General features: G+C 45.8%; 13 protein-coding genes. 3 read left to right on the forward strand and 10 right to left on the reverse strand.

Features of this window, described 5'->3' with window-relative positions:
* Window positions 1-77 precede the first annotated feature (77 nt).
* The gene (locus LIX84_RS04805; protein WP_226420773.1) at window positions 78-1,733 is read left to right on the forward strand and encodes an ABC transporter substrate-binding protein; all 1,656 of its coding nucleotides are present in this window, start codon (window positions 78-80) and stop codon (window positions 1,731-1,733) included.
* A gap of 74 nt (window positions 1,734-1,807) precedes the next feature.
* On the opposite strand, the gene LIX84_RS04810 is transcribed toward LIX84_RS04805, so the two are convergent.
* From LIX84_RS04810 to artP, 5 genes are all read right to left on the reverse strand, one after another.
* Window positions 1,808-2,380, reverse strand: coding sequence for a protocatechuate 3,4-dioxygenase (locus tag LIX84_RS04810; protein ID WP_012842497.1), 573 nt, complete (start codon window positions 2,378-2,380; stop codon window positions 1,808-1,810).
* A gap of 138 nt (window positions 2,381-2,518) precedes the next feature.
* Window positions 2,519-3,187: an arginine ABC transporter permease ArtM gene (gene artM / locus LIX84_RS04815; RefSeq protein ID WP_048625186.1), complete on the reverse strand. Its 669-nt coding sequence runs from the start codon at window positions 3,185-3,187 to the stop codon at window positions 2,519-2,521.
* Window positions 3,184-3,873: an arginine ABC transporter permease ArtQ gene (artQ, locus tag LIX84_RS04820; RefSeq protein ID WP_226420774.1), complete on the reverse strand. Its 690-nt coding sequence runs from the start codon at window positions 3,871-3,873 to the stop codon at window positions 3,184-3,186. The genes artM and artQ overlap by 4 nt, the downstream gene beginning before the upstream one ends.
* A 1-nt stretch (window position 3,874) precedes the next feature.
* Complete coding sequence (locus LIX84_RS04825; RefSeq protein ID WP_005390934.1) at window positions 3,875-4,618, reverse strand: arginine ABC transporter substrate-binding protein; 744 nt, start codon at window positions 4,616-4,618, stop codon at window positions 3,875-3,877.
* 88 nt (window positions 4,619-4,706) lie between these two features.
* Entirely contained in the window at window positions 4,707-5,435 is a 729-nt protein-coding gene (artP, locus tag LIX84_RS04830) for an arginine ABC transporter ATP-binding protein ArtP (protein ID WP_104970792.1), read from the reverse strand.
* A 428-nt stretch (window positions 5,436-5,863) separates the two neighbouring features.
* Between artP and LIX84_RS04835 the strand changes: the two genes are divergently transcribed.
* Both LIX84_RS04835 and LIX84_RS04840 read left to right on the forward strand, forming a co-directional pair.
* On the forward strand, window positions 5,864-8,098 hold the full coding sequence (locus LIX84_RS04835; RefSeq protein ID WP_226420775.1) for a hypothetical protein: 2,235 nt from the start codon (window positions 5,864-5,866) through the stop codon (window positions 8,096-8,098).
* Window positions 8,099-8,239: 141 nt separating this feature from the next.
* The gene (locus LIX84_RS04840) at window positions 8,240-9,235 is read left to right on the forward strand and encodes an ABC transporter substrate-binding protein (RefSeq protein WP_005390942.1); all 996 of its coding nucleotides are present in this window, start codon (window positions 8,240-8,242) and stop codon (window positions 9,233-9,235) included.
* An 82-nt stretch (window positions 9,236-9,317) separates the two neighbouring features.
* Here the strand turns inward: LIX84_RS04840 and LIX84_RS04845 are convergent, their stop codons facing one another.
* The 5 genes from LIX84_RS04845 to LIX84_RS04865 all read right to left on the reverse strand — a co-directional run bounded on the left by LIX84_RS04845 (window position 9,318) and on the right by LIX84_RS04865 (window position 15,107).
* Window positions 9,318-9,695, reverse strand: coding sequence for a nuclear transport factor 2 family protein (locus LIX84_RS04845; protein ID WP_226420776.1), 378 nt, complete (start codon window positions 9,693-9,695; stop codon window positions 9,318-9,320).
* Between the two features lie 144 nt (window positions 9,696-9,839).
* A complete protein-coding gene (locus LIX84_RS04850) occupies window positions 9,840-10,571 on the reverse strand; it encodes a DUF3726 domain-containing protein (RefSeq protein WP_226420777.1) in 732 nt (243 codons plus the stop codon).
* Window positions 10,568-12,304 carry a hypothetical protein gene (locus tag LIX84_RS04855; protein ID WP_226420778.1) on the reverse strand — a complete coding sequence of 579 codons (1,737 nt, stop codon included), beginning with the start codon at window positions 12,302-12,304 and terminating at the stop codon, window positions 10,568-10,570. Before LIX84_RS04855 ends, LIX84_RS04850 begins: the two co-directional genes overlap by 4 nt.
* Window positions 12,305-12,405: 101 nt before the next feature.
* Window positions 12,406-14,007, reverse strand: coding sequence for a BCCT family transporter (locus tag LIX84_RS04860; RefSeq protein WP_226420779.1), 1,602 nt, complete (start codon window positions 14,005-14,007; stop codon window positions 12,406-12,408).
* A 110-nt stretch (window positions 14,008-14,117) separates the two neighbouring features.
* The gene (locus tag LIX84_RS04865; protein ID WP_226420780.1) at window positions 14,118-15,107 is read right to left on the reverse strand and encodes a membrane dipeptidase; all 990 of its coding nucleotides are present in this window, start codon (window positions 15,105-15,107) and stop codon (window positions 14,118-14,120) included.
* Window positions 15,108-15,131 lie beyond the last annotated feature (24 nt).

Raw genomic sequence — 15,131 nt, forward strand, 5'->3', positions numbered from 1 at the left:
TTCTTCACCACAATATGAAATCAATTTATTATATAGCTTTAATAAATCAATCATCTATTGAGGAAACATAATAAAACATGACAGAAACATGTCTTCGTAGATTGAGCCAGTTATTAAAACATTACAAACACTCTCAAACGTATCAGGTAAACCTCGACGATTTAGAACTGGTTTTTTCAACTTCTAGACGCAATATATCTAATATACTGAGAATACTTGACAGCTACAATTGGATCCACTGGGAGCCAGGTCGTGGCCGTGGGAAAGCCAGCACACTAAAAGTGACGGTAACAATACACCAAGCCCTCTACTTTACGATTCGTAATGAAATCAACAATGGTAGTTTTGACGTCATCTCGAGGTTACTTGAGCATTACCGTAGCACCGCTGTAAGCGCACTTAACCAAGCACTCGCAGAAGTTTCAGAAGAAAACAAAGATTCAAATACACTCATCGTCAGCCAGTATCCTTGGGTAGATGAGCTAACCCCTTCACTGACTTATCGTTTTTCAGAACTGCAGGTAATACGCAGCTTGTATGACACCCTATTTACCGTTGATCACTACGGTCAATTAAAAAATCACCTCGCTTGTGAGTACAAAAATGAAGGCAGTTGTATATATATTTGGCTCCGCCCTGATATCTACTGTCACGATGGGCTAACATTACAAGCAGAAGATGTCGTACACTCTTTAAATAAGCTCATTACAACAGATGGTCCCGTCCAAAAATTACTTCAGCAAGTCACTCGTATCAGCTTCGATAATGCCAAACAAGCTATACGTATTGACTTAAAGCAGCCTAATAACTTATTCATTTACTGCTTAGCAACCGCAAATGCGTCTATCACTACTCGACGTCAGAAGAGCTTTAAAGGTCGCAGTATCACAATAGGTACTGGCCCGTTTGTACTTAGGCATTGGGATACCGACAAAATAGTACTGAAGAAACATCATAACTATTTCGCAAAAAAGGCATTATTGGAGCAAATCACGCTCTCTCATCAGGGGACTGAGCTGGATCAATACATCAGTTATAATCAGGAAACTGACGATACCGAATGTTATATGATTCAGGCATTTTCTTTTCTAGCACGTAACCGTCGCGCCGAGTGCTCACTAAGCGAGCAAACTTGGCAGCGCCTATTTTCTTTTATCGAGAGTCGTAGATTTGAATTTGCCAAAGCGAATGGCTTGGAAACGATGCACATTCTCGATGATAGCTCTCACAACGAGAATGTTCCTCAGCTTGAGGGAACGTTGGTCATAACCCATCCAAAGTGGACGATTGATTATTTAAGTAAAGCGAACCAATGGATCGTAGATTTAATCCGTCAAACTGGGTTGCATGTAGAATTTGTGGAGCTAACTGACGCTAGTAATCCTCAACTTGTAAAAGAACAAGCCGACTTGCTCTTTGTCGAAGATGTCGTTGAGCCACCTTTAACCTATGGAATTTATGAGTGGCTATTAACAGGTACAGGTATTCGATTTGCTCTTCACTCTGATGAATTTGAACAGCATGTTAATCACGTACACGATGCAGTCTCAGATCCCACGCCTGAAAAACGTTTGGAGGGAATACTCTCAGAGCTCAGAGATGATACAACAATCTTACCATTGTTCTGGGGGCAAGAAAAAATCACCAGAGCGAAAGGTGTAAGCGGTGTTCAACTCCGTAAATCTGGGTACAGTGATTTCTACAAACTAAGAGTCAGGGCCGGACAAGACTAATCTGTTAGAAGCTTCTGTTTACTAATTACTTTTGTAATCTACGATGTGAGTTTTCAAAATAATGCTTAATCACACTAAGCGAGCACAAAATTGAACTCACCGACGACTCGACCATCAATGTTGACAGGCTCAAACTGCAAATAATCACGGGCTTTTCCGCCCCACCACTCGTTACCAGTTCGCCCTTTCAAATAAAGCTGAGTCGTTAACAGCTCTTTCTCTCCACGCCACAATTTTACGTGGATGTGGGGAGGTCGAGAGCTATATGGAACCGGAAATAACGTTTGAAAAAGGTAATTCCCATCTTCGCCAGTTAAAACTGCACCAAAGCCTGCAAAGTGAGGATCAAACTTATTATTGTTAGGTTGATTCGGGTGATCATAGATGCCTTGTCCATCACATTGCCATATTTCTATTTTCATTTCAGACAATGGGTTTCCTGCTGTATCCATTACCTTACCCTGAAGAAAAATGGGCTCACCAATAAGACCTTTCGACTGCAAAATCAAATTTTGACGAAGTGGCACTGGAACCACGGGATAAAATGGCCCTTCCGTTTGAGGCGGTGTCGGCTTCATTGGGCTAGCGGATTTTAGCGAAGGCGCAAATATTAGCGACCATAAAGCTAAAAAGTGTCTACGTTCCATATCATCACCAGTGATTGTTTACCTTACTTAAGTTTGGTGATTCTTGATGATTTTTCCAGCGTAGCAGTACACTAAAACAAACATGCCTCTGTTCAGGGCAACGCTGAACAGAGGCATTTACAAATTAGCTACTAATAATTAAACGGCTTCAAAGGCTAGTGCTTTCTTCTCTACCTGACGGAAGATAAGAGTGAGCAAACCATTTACGGTTAAATAAAATGCGCCTGCAATACCAAATACCGTCAACGTATCGTAAGTTTGTGCGTTAATGCGCTGCGCGTAACCCATCAGATCCATGATCGTGATCGTGCTCGCTAATGACGTGCCTTTGAAGACCAAAATCACTTCGTTCGAATAAGCCGGAACGGCACGACGAATAGCGTATGGCAGCAGCACTTTTAGCGTTGCGGTTTTGTTCATCCCTAGAGCACGACACGCTTGCCATTGACCAGAAGGAATCGCGTTAAACGCGCCTTTAAACAGCTGAGTGCTGTACGCCGCGGTATTAAGCGCTAACGCTAACATCGCACAGAACCAAGGTTGGCTTAACCATGTCCAAAAAACACTTTCTCTCACTACATCAAACTGACCCGGACCGTAGTAAACCAAGAAGATCTGTACCAACAAAGGCGTACCAGTAAACAAGGTGATGATGCCACGGCTTACCCAATGCAAACCCGGAGTACGTAGGATCAGAGTCAGCGTCATCATCAAAGCTAAGAGGCAGCCGACAACCAAGGAAGCGGCGGTTAATTGAAGGCTAGTACCTAAGCCATCCACCATTTGCCAAACGTGTTGTTCGTTCATGCGGTTGCCTCCTGTCCCATGCTCATGCCTTGAATTGAGAACTTCTTATCAATCAGTTTGACGGCACGTTGTGTAATCAAAGTGATGCCTAGGTAAATCGCCGCAGCGGTTGCGTACCATGTAAAAGCTTCATGCGTCGCAGCAGACGTTAGCTGCGCTTGTTTCAACAAATCCGTTACGCCAATCAGTGATACAAGCGCGGTATCTTTCAACAGAACCAACCATTGGTTAGTTAAACCTGGTAGCGCGTGTCTTACTGCTTGTGGCAAAACAATGCGAACAAAAGCATGTGCCTGACTGACGCCGAGTGCACTTGCTGCTTCTCTCTGCCCTCTTCCAACGGCTTTTAACGCGCCACGTAGAGTTTGAGAAGCATAAGAAGCGAAGATTAACGACAACGCCACCACGCCAGACAAGAACGGGCTAACTTCAATAAAGTCGCCGGTGATTAAAAACAGAACCTGCGTCGAACCAAAATAGATGAACAACACGACAAGGATTTCTGGCAAGCCACGTACAATCGTCACAAACACCGTCATTGGCCATTTAACGAAAACGCGGCGAGACATTTCACCACTGGCGAATACCACTGCCAGAATCAAACCGACTAAAAGGCTTGTGAAGGCTAGCTGGACAGTCATCCAACTAGCTTGAACAAGCGATAAAGAGTAACCCGTTAGTGCCATATTACTTACCGAAGTACTTGTTGTAGATTACGTCGTATTCGCCGTTCGCTTTCACGGTTTTCAGTGCCGTGTTCAGCTTGTTCACTAGCTCATCGTTACCTTTGTTTACTGCGATACCGAAACCGTTACCAAAGTATTTCGGGTTAGTGACGTGCTCACCCACGTACGCTAGGTTGTCTTCTTTCTTGAACCATTCTGCTACGACTGCTGTGTCACCGAATACAGAATCAATACGACCGTTCTTCATATCGATGAATGCGTCTTGGTAGCTAGAGTAAGGAACCGCTGTTACGCCCGGCATTTGCTCAATCAGGTAACTTTGGTGTGTTGAACCGTTTTGAACACCAACGCGCTTACCTTCTAGTGCTTTTTGATCAGCAACTTTTTCTTTGATAGAAACAAACGCAGCTGAGTTCTCATAGTATGCATTCGTGAAATTCACTTGCTCCAAACGCGCCTCGGTAATGTCCATTGCAGAGATAGCCGCATCGTAACGCTTGAATTTTAATGCAGGGATCAGGCTGTCAAAAGATTGGTTATGGAAGGTACATTTGGCTTCCATTTCTTTACATAGTGCGTTCGCCAGATCCACGTCAAAACCTTGGATTTGGTTGTTTTCATCCATGTATTCGAATGGTGCGTACGTCGCTTCCATCGCGAATTTGATCTCTTCTTGTGCTGCTGCGTTTGCTGCCATAGTTGCAGAAGAAAGGCCGATTAGTGAAGCTAGTAGAATCTTTTTCATTGCAATACTCCGTGTGTACTTAGTGGGCTGACACTCGCAATGACAGCCGAGCTTATCTGTTAAATAGACTGAACTTTAAAAACGTAATTTAGTGATTTAGGTAGTCAGCAAACTGGGCGGTTTGCGGGTTAGAAAACGAATCATTTGTGCCGTGCTCGACGATGTGTCCTTTTTCTAGATACAGTACGTGGCTAGCGATTTTCTTAGCAAAATCGACCTCATGCGTTACTACGACTTGGGTGATGCCAGTTTCGCTTAAATCTTTAATAATCTTAACGACTTGGTTAGTAATTTCCGGATCAAGCGCTGCGGTCGGTTCATCAAAAAGCAAGACTTCCGGTTTCATCATCAATGCACGAGCAATCGCCACACGTTGTTGCTGACCACCAGAAAGCTGCATCGGCCATGCATCCGCTTTGTCTGCCAAATGCAGTGTTGCGAGAATTTGCATTGCTTGGTTCTTCGCTTCTTCTTTATCCATGCCAGATACTTTTACCGGAGCCTCAATCAGGTTCTCCATTACTGTCATGTGCGGCCATAAGTTGTACTGCTGGAACACCATGCCTACTTTACGACGAAGTGCTAAACCTTGTTTCTCTTTGATTTCAGTAGAGAAATCAAAAACATCATTTGCGATGTTTAGCTTGCCGTTATCCGCCCCTTCAAGAAGGTTAAGAACACGCAGTAGAGAGCTCTTACCTGCGCCACTTGGACCAAGTAACACCAGTGTTTCCCCGCTTTCACACTTAAAGCTGACATCGTGAAGCACTTGTGTCTCACCGTAGGATTTATTGATTCCGCTTACCTGAATAGTCATGCTGACATACCGCATTAATTGTCACTTGGTATTTATATTACTCAACTGGACTTTTTATGCAATAAAAATGTATAAAAATTTAATTTGTTAATTTTTTGTATGATCAGCAACCACCAAGACAGAGTATTTGACTGGTTTGAAGAGTTAGTTTTAACTGAATTTGTTGAAGAAAAATCCAACAACATGGTGACGACCGAAACAAGGTTAAAATGGTGGTTACTTTTGTGCTGATGTGTAGAGGAAGTTTTGAGTCGATGAGGATGATCTATTCCAAGTACACCCGCTCATTTTTGCACAGCATCCCCTGTTAGTTTTCCTGTAAAGTCCTCAATCGGCGGGGTACTGATTACGACTTCGCGAATGGACTATAATTTCTCTTTGTATCTGACTCTTAATTTGAGTCATCTAAGTATTAATGGGATAACTCCATGTTGAAGTCGCATTGTTTTTCTCTCGTTACACTAGCTTCTCTGAGCTTGCTTTCTATACCCGGCGTTTGGAGTAGAACAGCAATCGTGTTACCTGGATTGCATGAACAGGGTATTGATCTTCAAGATAAGCCTATCTCTGCTGCCGCTGCACTTGAATGGGAGTTGGATAATGCCGATATCGTGTTTGGAGCTTACGAAAATAAGAGTGATAACGAGCGTGTAAAAGCGCTTGGTTACATGTACAACCAAAAGCTGGAACTTAACTCAGGTTGGCTGGAAAACGATATACGTAACCAAGCAGAAATAAATAACATCGATTATGAGGACTTTTTTCTTCATTTTTCGGAAGACACTATCCTAGCTGAAGTCGACTCAAGCCATGGCGAGAATGCTCTACTCAATCGAAAACCGATGATTGTTGGTTATACGGCTAGTGCTGACCACGTCGGTTTTTGGCTATATCAACCACCGCCATGGGATGCTGATGTATTCGGTCAGGCGAATAATGGTGGTGCCCTCTATGTTTATCATTCAGAGAAGTTCGACCGCTTGACCCTTACGTTCTCCCAGTTTGCTCAAGGCGGCAGCGTCACTATTGAATACCCTTCTGCCATCGATTCGTTTGGTCTGGTAACAGAATGGAAAAGCTTCGCAATTAAAAAAGACAAGACTGAGAACATGACTAAAAACCAAACGGTAAACTGGTCTGTTCCTTCGGATTGGGTTCGCGCTACGACACACGATGGTAGCGGACAAACCTATGGTGGCGGTCAGTATTTTGGGGCCACTTTTTTACGCGACGGCGGCCGCCTTTACGTTGCGAAAATTACTTGGCATGACGACAACATAGAAAACCGCCCACGCCTCGAAAACATTCAACTCAAAGATAGCTTCCCTGTCGTCAATGTCTTAGGAGCACCAACGGAGACACCTGAAGGTCAAACCATTCAGCGCTGGCGACAAATTCGAGGTTTTGACGAATCAGCTGATCGAAACCAAGATAATTATCTTTCTTGGCAAGAGTTCAAGAACCGCTCAAATAAGAATGCAACAGCACGATTTCGTTGGGAGTCACGCGTTATTCCATTTGGTCGCATGTGGAATCAAACCTCTTCTTGGGCATTGACTAATCTCGGCAATCCCGATTTTGCCAATACAATGCGCCACTATTATCAAGCTGAATGGGCGAAACAAGGTTTAAACGGTGCGTACAACGACGATACGAATAAGTTACTCGGAGAAAATCAGTTCTACGTTTATTCCGGTGGTGGGGTGGATGAGCTTGGTTTGTTGGCGGGAAGTCAAGCCGCTGATGATGCATACAAAGCGCAATTCTCGGCGTTCTTAAACAAATTGGCGACGCTGGATGCGGATGCGTTAATTGGCCTCAACATAGGCACGGCCAACTTATTCGGTCGTAACGGCCAAAACCACTTGGTTGATGCTGGCTCCTTGTACTTGCGCGAGCACTACCTTTTCCCTTCTACCGGCTTTAGTGGCTATGCTGGCTTGGCTAAATTTTGGGATAACTCTGCACTCGCCAAAGCTGGCCAGAAAGTGATTTATCAAGCGACAACGCGTTATGGTCGCGTTCAATACTTTGGTAACACAGAAGACAATTGGAAACAGGACCAATACTCTGCACTAGCGGTGTTCTACTTAAACTATCACCCTGAGCGCAGTTACTTTAATCAGTGGAACAATGGCTACTTATATGGAAGTAATAACACAACAGGTGACAACTTCTGGAAGGCAGGCGTACCAAAGAATATTGCTTATCAACCTAGCACCTTGCTTGCCGTTGATTTAGGTACACCAGCCAATCAAATCCCAGATGGGTATCAGGCGACTCCGCTAATGATGTCCACCAGCACGCCCTATTCCGCCGATTACACGGTGATTGGAGATGCTTCTATGAGCAAAGTGGCTCATCCTGACTTGCCTAATGGCGCTATCGATTTGTTACCAACCCATACGTACTTTGCGTATCGCGCAGAAGATACGGTAGTGATGCATGGCCCTACGGAGATGGTGTTAGCCCGCGAATTCACCAAAGGCCGAGTGCTGTATCGGACTGATTTCTTTGGCAAGAATATCGATTATTTCTCCTCACCGAAGATAACTATCGCACTTCCAGAGTCTATGCGACCTGTAGATCAAGACGGTAACATCGGCGACTATGTTTCTCACATTGAGATCGGCGGCTACGAAGGGGTGTTCTTGCTGTATTAACTCCCTTTCAACCACTCTCACTAAACGCTTCATAAATCGCCGTTTTTATGCTTAACGTCACTGAAAAAACCTTGTTCACTGAATCTTTGTAAACCGATGTATATACTGAAGTAAATGACAACGACAAGGAAATTCAGTCACATGAAGACGACACCTTCAATGCTCTCTGTTCTGCTGCTATCAGCATTATCAACTCATGCAAATGCGGATGAATGTGGAAAAATAACCATCGCGGATATGAATTGGAATTCGGCCAGCTTAATGGCGCACATCGACCAATTTGTCTTAAATGAAGGCTACCAGTGCGATGCGGAATTGATCCCTGGTGATAGCGTTCCTACAGGCACCTCTATGATTGAAAAGGGGCAGCCTGACGTTGCGCCAGAGTTATGGACAAACGGTATTAAAGAAGCACTTGATAAAGGCATTGCTGATAAACGCTTGCGTATCGCTGGTGAATCGCTTGTCAATGGCGGTGAAGAAGGGTTTTGGGTTCCCGCCTATCTGGTAAAACAGTATCCAGAGCTCGCGACGATAGAAGGCGTCATCAAGCACGCCAAACTATTTGAACACCCAGAGGATGATGACAAGTTCGCCTTTTATAGCTGCCCTGCTGGTTGGACATGCCAAATCACCTCCGGTCACTTGTTTAATGCATTAGGGTTAAGTGAGCACGGCTTTGAGATGGTTGACCCAGGCTCTGGCGCTGCACTAGCTGGTACCATCGCCAAAGCCTATGATCGCAAAATGCCTTGGTTTGGTTACTACTGGTCACCAACACCCGTATTGGGCAAGTATGATATGGTCAAAGTGGATTTTGGTAGCGGAACAGATTTGGAAGAGTATCGCAACTGTACCACCCAGCCTGATTGTACTTCTCCCAAAGTAACAATGTACCCACCTTCTCCAGTTCGCACAGTAACAACTGAGGCATTTGCGAACAAAGAACCCCAAGCATTCGCGTACTTGCAGAAACGCGGATTTACCAACGAGCAAATGAGTGAAATGCTGGCCTGGATGGAAGATAACTACGCAGATGGTGAAGAAGCGATGTTTTACTTCTTTAATACCTACCCTGACTTATGGAAAGGTTGGGTATCTGAAGACGTAGCGATGAAGATCGAAAAAGCGCTCTAGTGATTGACGTCTAACTCGTACCAAATAATTTAGCCTCCCATACCGTTTGAATAAATAGTATTGGAGGCTAATCAACGATTCGTTAATACATGGTGTGACCATTCAATGTTTCTTTAGGAATCTCTTGCAGAGCGTCCCAATGTTCGACGATTTTCCCATTATGATCAAAACGAAAGAAATCCATCGTCACGTATTCAATATCATTAGGCCATGTTTGGTGAGTGTGTAGTGCCACCAAATTCCCTTCAGCAATGGCTCGCACAAACGTAATGTCTTTATTTGGATACTCGTTTCGCATCCGCTCAAAATACTCGATAAAAGCCTCGGGGCCGTTTCCAACTAATGGATTGTGCTGGATGTACTCATCGCCAACGTAGTCTTCAACCGCCTTTCTTGGGTTACCCCGATAGGCGGTTTCGTAAAACGCAATGGCATTTCTTTTGTTCTCTTGCAGGTCCATTTTTCTTCCCTATGTCGCTCTACTTGATATTTAACGATAATCATAGTCTTAGAACCTAAGAAGTGACCGAACATCGCGCACAAAAAAGGCCGCTAAACCGCAGCCTTCATCACTTGAAACTTGGAATCACTGTCCCTTCAGAGCTTAAACCACACCACCAGCGCCCTGCATGGAACGCTCACTGTTCTCCACTAGCAATGCGGTTGCTGTTTGTTTCAATGTTTCCCACTCTTGGTCTTCGACAAAAATACCATTTTGCCAAGAGGCTTGTTGCGTGTTGCTTAACTCATCGCCTTCAATGTGAATGGTGTATCCTTGTGCGCTTTTCTCGATATCGAAATCGTTCACAGAGAGTTCGATAACCATACTATGCAAATCCGTATCATGCCCATCAAACTGATCCGAGAAAAAGACTTCTGGCGCGATTCGTCCACGGTTTAACACATAAAGCGTTCGCTTAGGACTAGAGCCATTGACCCATTGTGCACGGCACGCAATGCCTTTTGCCGAGAGCTTCAATAACTCACTAAAACCTAGCCAACGGTTATGGCACTGCTTCAACGTGATAGTAATCGACTTACTGTTAATCATTTTCTCAAGTGCGAAATCCAACACGGCGGGTAAGTGGCACGCCACACTGCCATTGTGCAAATCCATCTCGATACTCGCTGACGTGCTGCTGGTCACCGATACGGCGCAGTCCGAATCTAACCCAAGAAACAGGCTGGCGTTATTAAAGTGACGCACCCCGTGCAAGCCAACCATTTGCAAGTCCGCCACCATGTTCGCAATGACATCCGCCTCACCACAGTGACGGCGCATGCCAAGAAATGCCTTATTAACCGCGGCCACCAATTCATTGTGAGAGACGATCATAATGCAAATCCTCCGTTGATTTTTAGATTGTCACTTTGCGCAATTTCTTCTCGTTCCGGCATGCTTGGGAAAATCCATGTGTCCGCCAGTTTAGGATCGTGAATTTCATCTAACAGCGGCGCGCCCTGGAAGAAAGTTACTCGAACCCAACGATCCGAGCGCGGATCAAACTTAGTCGCACCAAAGATCGCCAACTTACAGCGCAATAAGTGCATTGGCAGTGCATCTTGACGTAGCACGTTCATTTGAATATCACCCATTGCTCGGTTGCCTAACGTCCATACGCGACGTGTGATCGAACGGTAAGTCGGATTTTGCAACAGAAACTCTGCTACGGACATTTCTTCATCACAACCAAGCAAGGCGTGGTACAAGCGATTCACTTGTCTGCCGATATCAAGCGGCAGCTCTTTTTCTTCTCCTGCTTCCTCCCCACGAACACCAAGCCTTGGCTCTTCTTTGTCTTGTGAGCGATACCAGAACCAGTAGTTGTTCTCGGCTAGTGAGTAATCCGCATCAATCGCCCAGCGGTACTTGCTTTGCAACACTTCCAGTAAATCTTGGATCTTTTTCCCGCCCGGAATAGATAACGTTTCATCCGTATTCATTTGGCTAGCAAATTCATCCACTAAAGATGGGTAGAGTTCGATCAAGCAAGAGGTGAGGATTTCTTGGGCTTCCACACTCATTGTTTTCTTATGCTCGACCAAACTCGCCCAGTTCGGATGTAATGCCATTAACGTTGTTAGCTCCGATAGCAGTTGTTTGATGTCTGCTATCGCTTGATGATTGAGCCTGTCTTGATGTTCATTGATGGTGATGACTTGCTCTAAATGACGCTGTGCTTTTTGCAGCAATCCTTGCAAAGGAGCATGGAACGACGCTTTACACGGCATCGCAAAGACTCGCGCTACCGCACGCTCGCGAGAGGTCATCCATTGGTCAACGATGCACGGGTGATTAATCAAGTATGGAGCCATGCCTAAGCCAGTCGCATTGCCGACACCAAGGTAGCGCTGCAAGCCACGATGCAAAGCCACCGCGTTGTCGCCACCTTGTTGAAGTGCCAGATAGTGCACCCAATCCAGGCTGAATTCGCGCAACATATATACGGCACACATTTGCGCACTAAAAGACTGGCTGAAATCTGAGTTGTTCTCTAGCAGTTTGAAATCGGCGATGCCAAACTTGCCGTTCCCATAAACAGCTGTGGTACGCAGGATATAACCCACTTCCGCCAGCTCTTTTGGCTCGGGCTGCTTGCCTTGAGAAAGGGCGCTAACAATGTGTTCAAACACACGCACGCTTTTGTTTGCGCGAGCCAGAACAAGCACGTTATTCGGATTGCGTCCCGCTTCTTGCAGCGGTACATTTGCTCGCAATCTTTCCAACAAAGTAACATCAACATCGCCTTGAACCAGTGCGAATGTGACGTCCCACTTTTCAGCAATGACGCGGTCATTACGCTCGTCATCAGCAATTTCATCACAGAACACCACCAAATGATAAACGTGCTCTGGCGTGGTCAACTTGTAAATAACGTGACCATAACCACGCGGACAAAGTTGCCACTCATGCTTGGTTACTTGCCAGTTTTGGCTTGCCATATTACGAATCAGACTACGAACAAAGCTGATTCGGTTTTGGTGCATTGCGCCAAGCCTTTCGGCTGCCATGACAATCGCTGCGTCGCGCATAGTTGCTTCCGTATAAGTAGAACGATGTGCATCCATTTTGCTCACCACCTATTTGTTATTGTAAGAATACTAGGGTTTGTGCGGATGCAGGAGGAAAACACCCGCACAAGCTCCACGTTGTTTGAATTAGATAATTGTTATAGCCCTTGCTCTTTCGCCATTTTGATTGCGATTTGCGGTGCATTCCAAAGTGACGGCAACAGAATCAGCGAAACCGGAACCGCGGTAATCACAATGAAAGATTGCAGTGCAGAGATGCCGCCAGAGCCAAGCGAAATCAGGATCAGAGCTGTCACACCCATCATTACGCCCCAAAAGGTACGGATGATCGCATTCGGCTCCGTTTCACCACTGATCACGACACTGATTGTGTAGGTCATTGAGTCGCCCGTCGTGACGATGAAGATCGTGGTTAAAATCAGAAATAGAATTGAAGTCAGCATTGGCATTGGTAGTTGCTGAGTCACCGCAAGCAAAGCACCTGGCAAGTTAAAGCCTTCAAACGCCGCACTCACACTACCCGGTTCAGCAATTTCAAACGCTAGGCCAGAGCCGCCTACAATCGTGAACCAAAAACAGGTGGTGAGCGGAGCCACAATACTGATGGTTGAAATAACTTGGCGAATAGTGCGACCACGAGAAATACGCGCAATAAAGATTGCCATCATCGGACCATAACCAAGGAACCAGCCCCAGAAAAATACTGTCCACCAACTTAGCCAACCTTCGTCACCGCGATAGGTCGCCATTGGGATGAAGTTATCCAGCATGCTCCCTACACCTTGAATGTATCCATTAAAGATAAAATTCGTAGGGCCAAAAAACAGGATGTAAACCATCAATGCCATGGCCAGAATCACGTTGTAACGACTAAGCAGTTGCATGCCTCGACTCAATCCACTGAGCGCTGACAAGGTGTAAAGCGCAATCGCAAACAAGATGATGATAAGCTGAGTGGTAAAGCCATCAGGAATATCAAACAATGCATTTAACGCGTAGCTAACCTGCAAGCCTAGAAACCCAATTGGCCCTATGGTGCCCGCGGCTACCGCGATAATGCAGCATGTGTCAATCAATGCACCGAGCTGGCCTTTAAGCGCTCGTTCGCCCAACACTGGATAAAGTAAAATACGGGGTTTTAGCGGTAAGCCTTTGTCGTAATGCAGGTGCATCACCACGATGGAAGTTAAGCTACCTACAATCGCCCAAGCCAGAAAGCCCCAGTGCATAAAGGATTGCGACAACGCATTCACCGCGCCTTGCTGCGGGTTATCTTGCGCGCCGTATAAAGGGGGTGGGCTAACATAGTGTGCGATAGGCTCAGCCGCGGCCCAGAAAACGCCACCACCAGCCAATAAGGTACAGAAAATAATCGCCATCCAGCGGAAAGAATCCATTTCTGGTTTCGCAATCCCGCCCAACATCACCTTGCCTGTTCGCCCTGCAGCCAAGCCAAGACCAATAAGAAAAGTGAGAAGCAGCAGTAACTGCCAGTATGGACCAAACACCTGAACTGCCCAGCCAAAGCCGGCGTTAACGATCGTAGACAATAGCTCGCCATCGTACAGCGCAATGGCAACGAACAGCGCAATAAAGCCGCCGCTGTACCAAAGTACAGGGTTATTCAGACCTAATTTATCAGTGGTGCTATTCACGGTTGATGTGTTGTGTGTTGCTTGTGCCTCGCCTGATGACATGCTCATCGTGGAAGCTTTCATGCTATCGGTTAAATCAGACATACTCTGACTCCAGAGGTTCTTTGCAGCTGCCAAAGACTGGCTACAAAATGTGAGTTTTACGCCTGCCGTATTGTTGTTATGTTGGCAGGCGGTTCCTAATTTGGGGAATGCTATGAAATAGGCTCTAATCCTTCTTCAAGGAAGTTGAACCAGTTTTCACCCAATATTTTTCCTGCCTCAGATTCACTGAATCCGTGACGCATTAATCCGTTGTAGATGTTCTCCATCCCTGTACTGCCGCAGAACCATGGCAGCGCATCTGGCCATCCCGAGTTACTTGCTGAACCTTCGCCGTAATCCATCGCTTTTGACCAACGCCCGTTGCGCATCCACTCCAACACCTGTTGCGGTTGGTTTAAGCACAGATCGCTACCGATACCTAAATGGTCCACGCCAAACATGTCTGCGGTTTTCGCAACCATCTGGCAGAAATCATCCAGCGTGCACTGGCTGCCATTTGGCAAATGGAACGGATATAAACTGAATCCAATCAAACCACCGCGCTCCGTCAGTGCTTTGATCACGGTGTTGGACTTGTTGCGCAGTGCGTCATGCGCAAATGTCGGGTTAGCATGGCTGATACAAATTGGACGCGAAGAGAGCTCGATAGCTTCCAACGTTGAACGCTCCGCGCTGTGGGACATATCAATGATCATCCCGACTCGGTTCATCTCTTCAATCGCTTGCTTACCGAAGCGAGTTACGCCGGAATCGTTTTGTTCGTAACAACCTGTCGCCAGTAAGCTTTGGTTGTTGTAGGTCAGTTGCATGATCAGCAGACCTTGGCGGCGCATCACTTCAATCAGACCAATTTCATCATCAATCGGTGAGCAATTTTGCGCGCCGAAGAAGATGCCGACTTTGCCTTCTGCTTTGGCTTTTTCTACATCTGCAATTGAATAAATAGGCATGATGAGGTCCGCATTTTGCTCGAAGCGCAAGTTCCATTCAGCAAAACGCGTTAAGGTTTCGCGCGCAGTTTCATGGTAGACGATGGTGGCATGAACGGCGGTAATGCCACTCGCCTTAAGCGTTTGGAAGTACTCTCGATCCCAATTGCAGTACTGCAATCCGTCAATCACAATCCGTTGTTGGTACATAACCACTCCTTAAACAATTTCTTA

Source organism: Vibrio sp. E14 (genome assembly GCF_020515785.1).
In the GTDB taxonomy this organism is placed as follows: domain Bacteria; phylum Pseudomonadota; class Gammaproteobacteria; order Enterobacterales; family Vibrionaceae; genus Vibrio; species Vibrio diabolicus.

Coding starts and splice junctions, on each gene's coding strand:
- LIX84_RS04805 (WP_226420773.1), top strand. CDS start 78: ATGACAGAAACATGTCTTCGTAGATTGAGCCAGTTATTAAAACATTAC.
- LIX84_RS04810 (WP_012842497.1), bottom strand. CDS start 2,380: ATGGAACGTAGACACTTTTTAGCTTTATGGTCGCTAATATTTGCGCCT.
- artM (WP_048625186.1), bottom strand. CDS start 3,187: ATGAACGAACAACACGTTTGGCAAATGGTGGATGGCTTAGGTACTAGC.
- artQ (WP_226420774.1), bottom strand. CDS start 3,873: ATGGCACTAACGGGTTACTCTTTATCGCTTGTTCAAGCTAGTTGGATG.
- LIX84_RS04825 (WP_005390934.1), bottom strand. CDS start 4,618: ATGAAAAAGATTCTACTAGCTTCACTAATCGGCCTTTCTTCTGCAACT.
- artP (WP_104970792.1), bottom strand. CDS start 5,435: ATGACTATTCAGGTAAGCGGAATCAATAAATCCTACGGTGAGACACAA.
- LIX84_RS04835 (WP_226420775.1), top strand. CDS start 5,864: ATGTTGAAGTCGCATTGTTTTTCTCTCGTTACACTAGCTTCTCTGAGC.
- LIX84_RS04840 (WP_005390942.1), top strand. CDS start 8,240: ATGAAGACGACACCTTCAATGCTCTCTGTTCTGCTGCTATCAGCATTA.
- LIX84_RS04845 (WP_226420776.1), bottom strand. CDS start 9,695: ATGGACCTGCAAGAGAACAAAAGAAATGCCATTGCGTTTTACGAAACC.
- LIX84_RS04850 (WP_226420777.1), bottom strand. CDS start 10,571: ATGATCGTCTCTCACAATGAATTGGTGGCCGCGGTTAATAAGGCATTT.
- LIX84_RS04855 (WP_226420778.1), bottom strand. CDS start 12,304: ATGGATGCACATCGTTCTACTTATACGGAAGCAACTATGCGCGACGCA.
- LIX84_RS04860 (WP_226420779.1), bottom strand. CDS start 14,007: ATGTCTGATTTAACCGATAGCATGAAAGCTTCCACGATGAGCATGTCA.
- LIX84_RS04865 (WP_226420780.1), bottom strand. CDS start 15,107: ATGTACCAACAACGGATTGTGATTGACGGATTGCAGTACTGCAATTGG.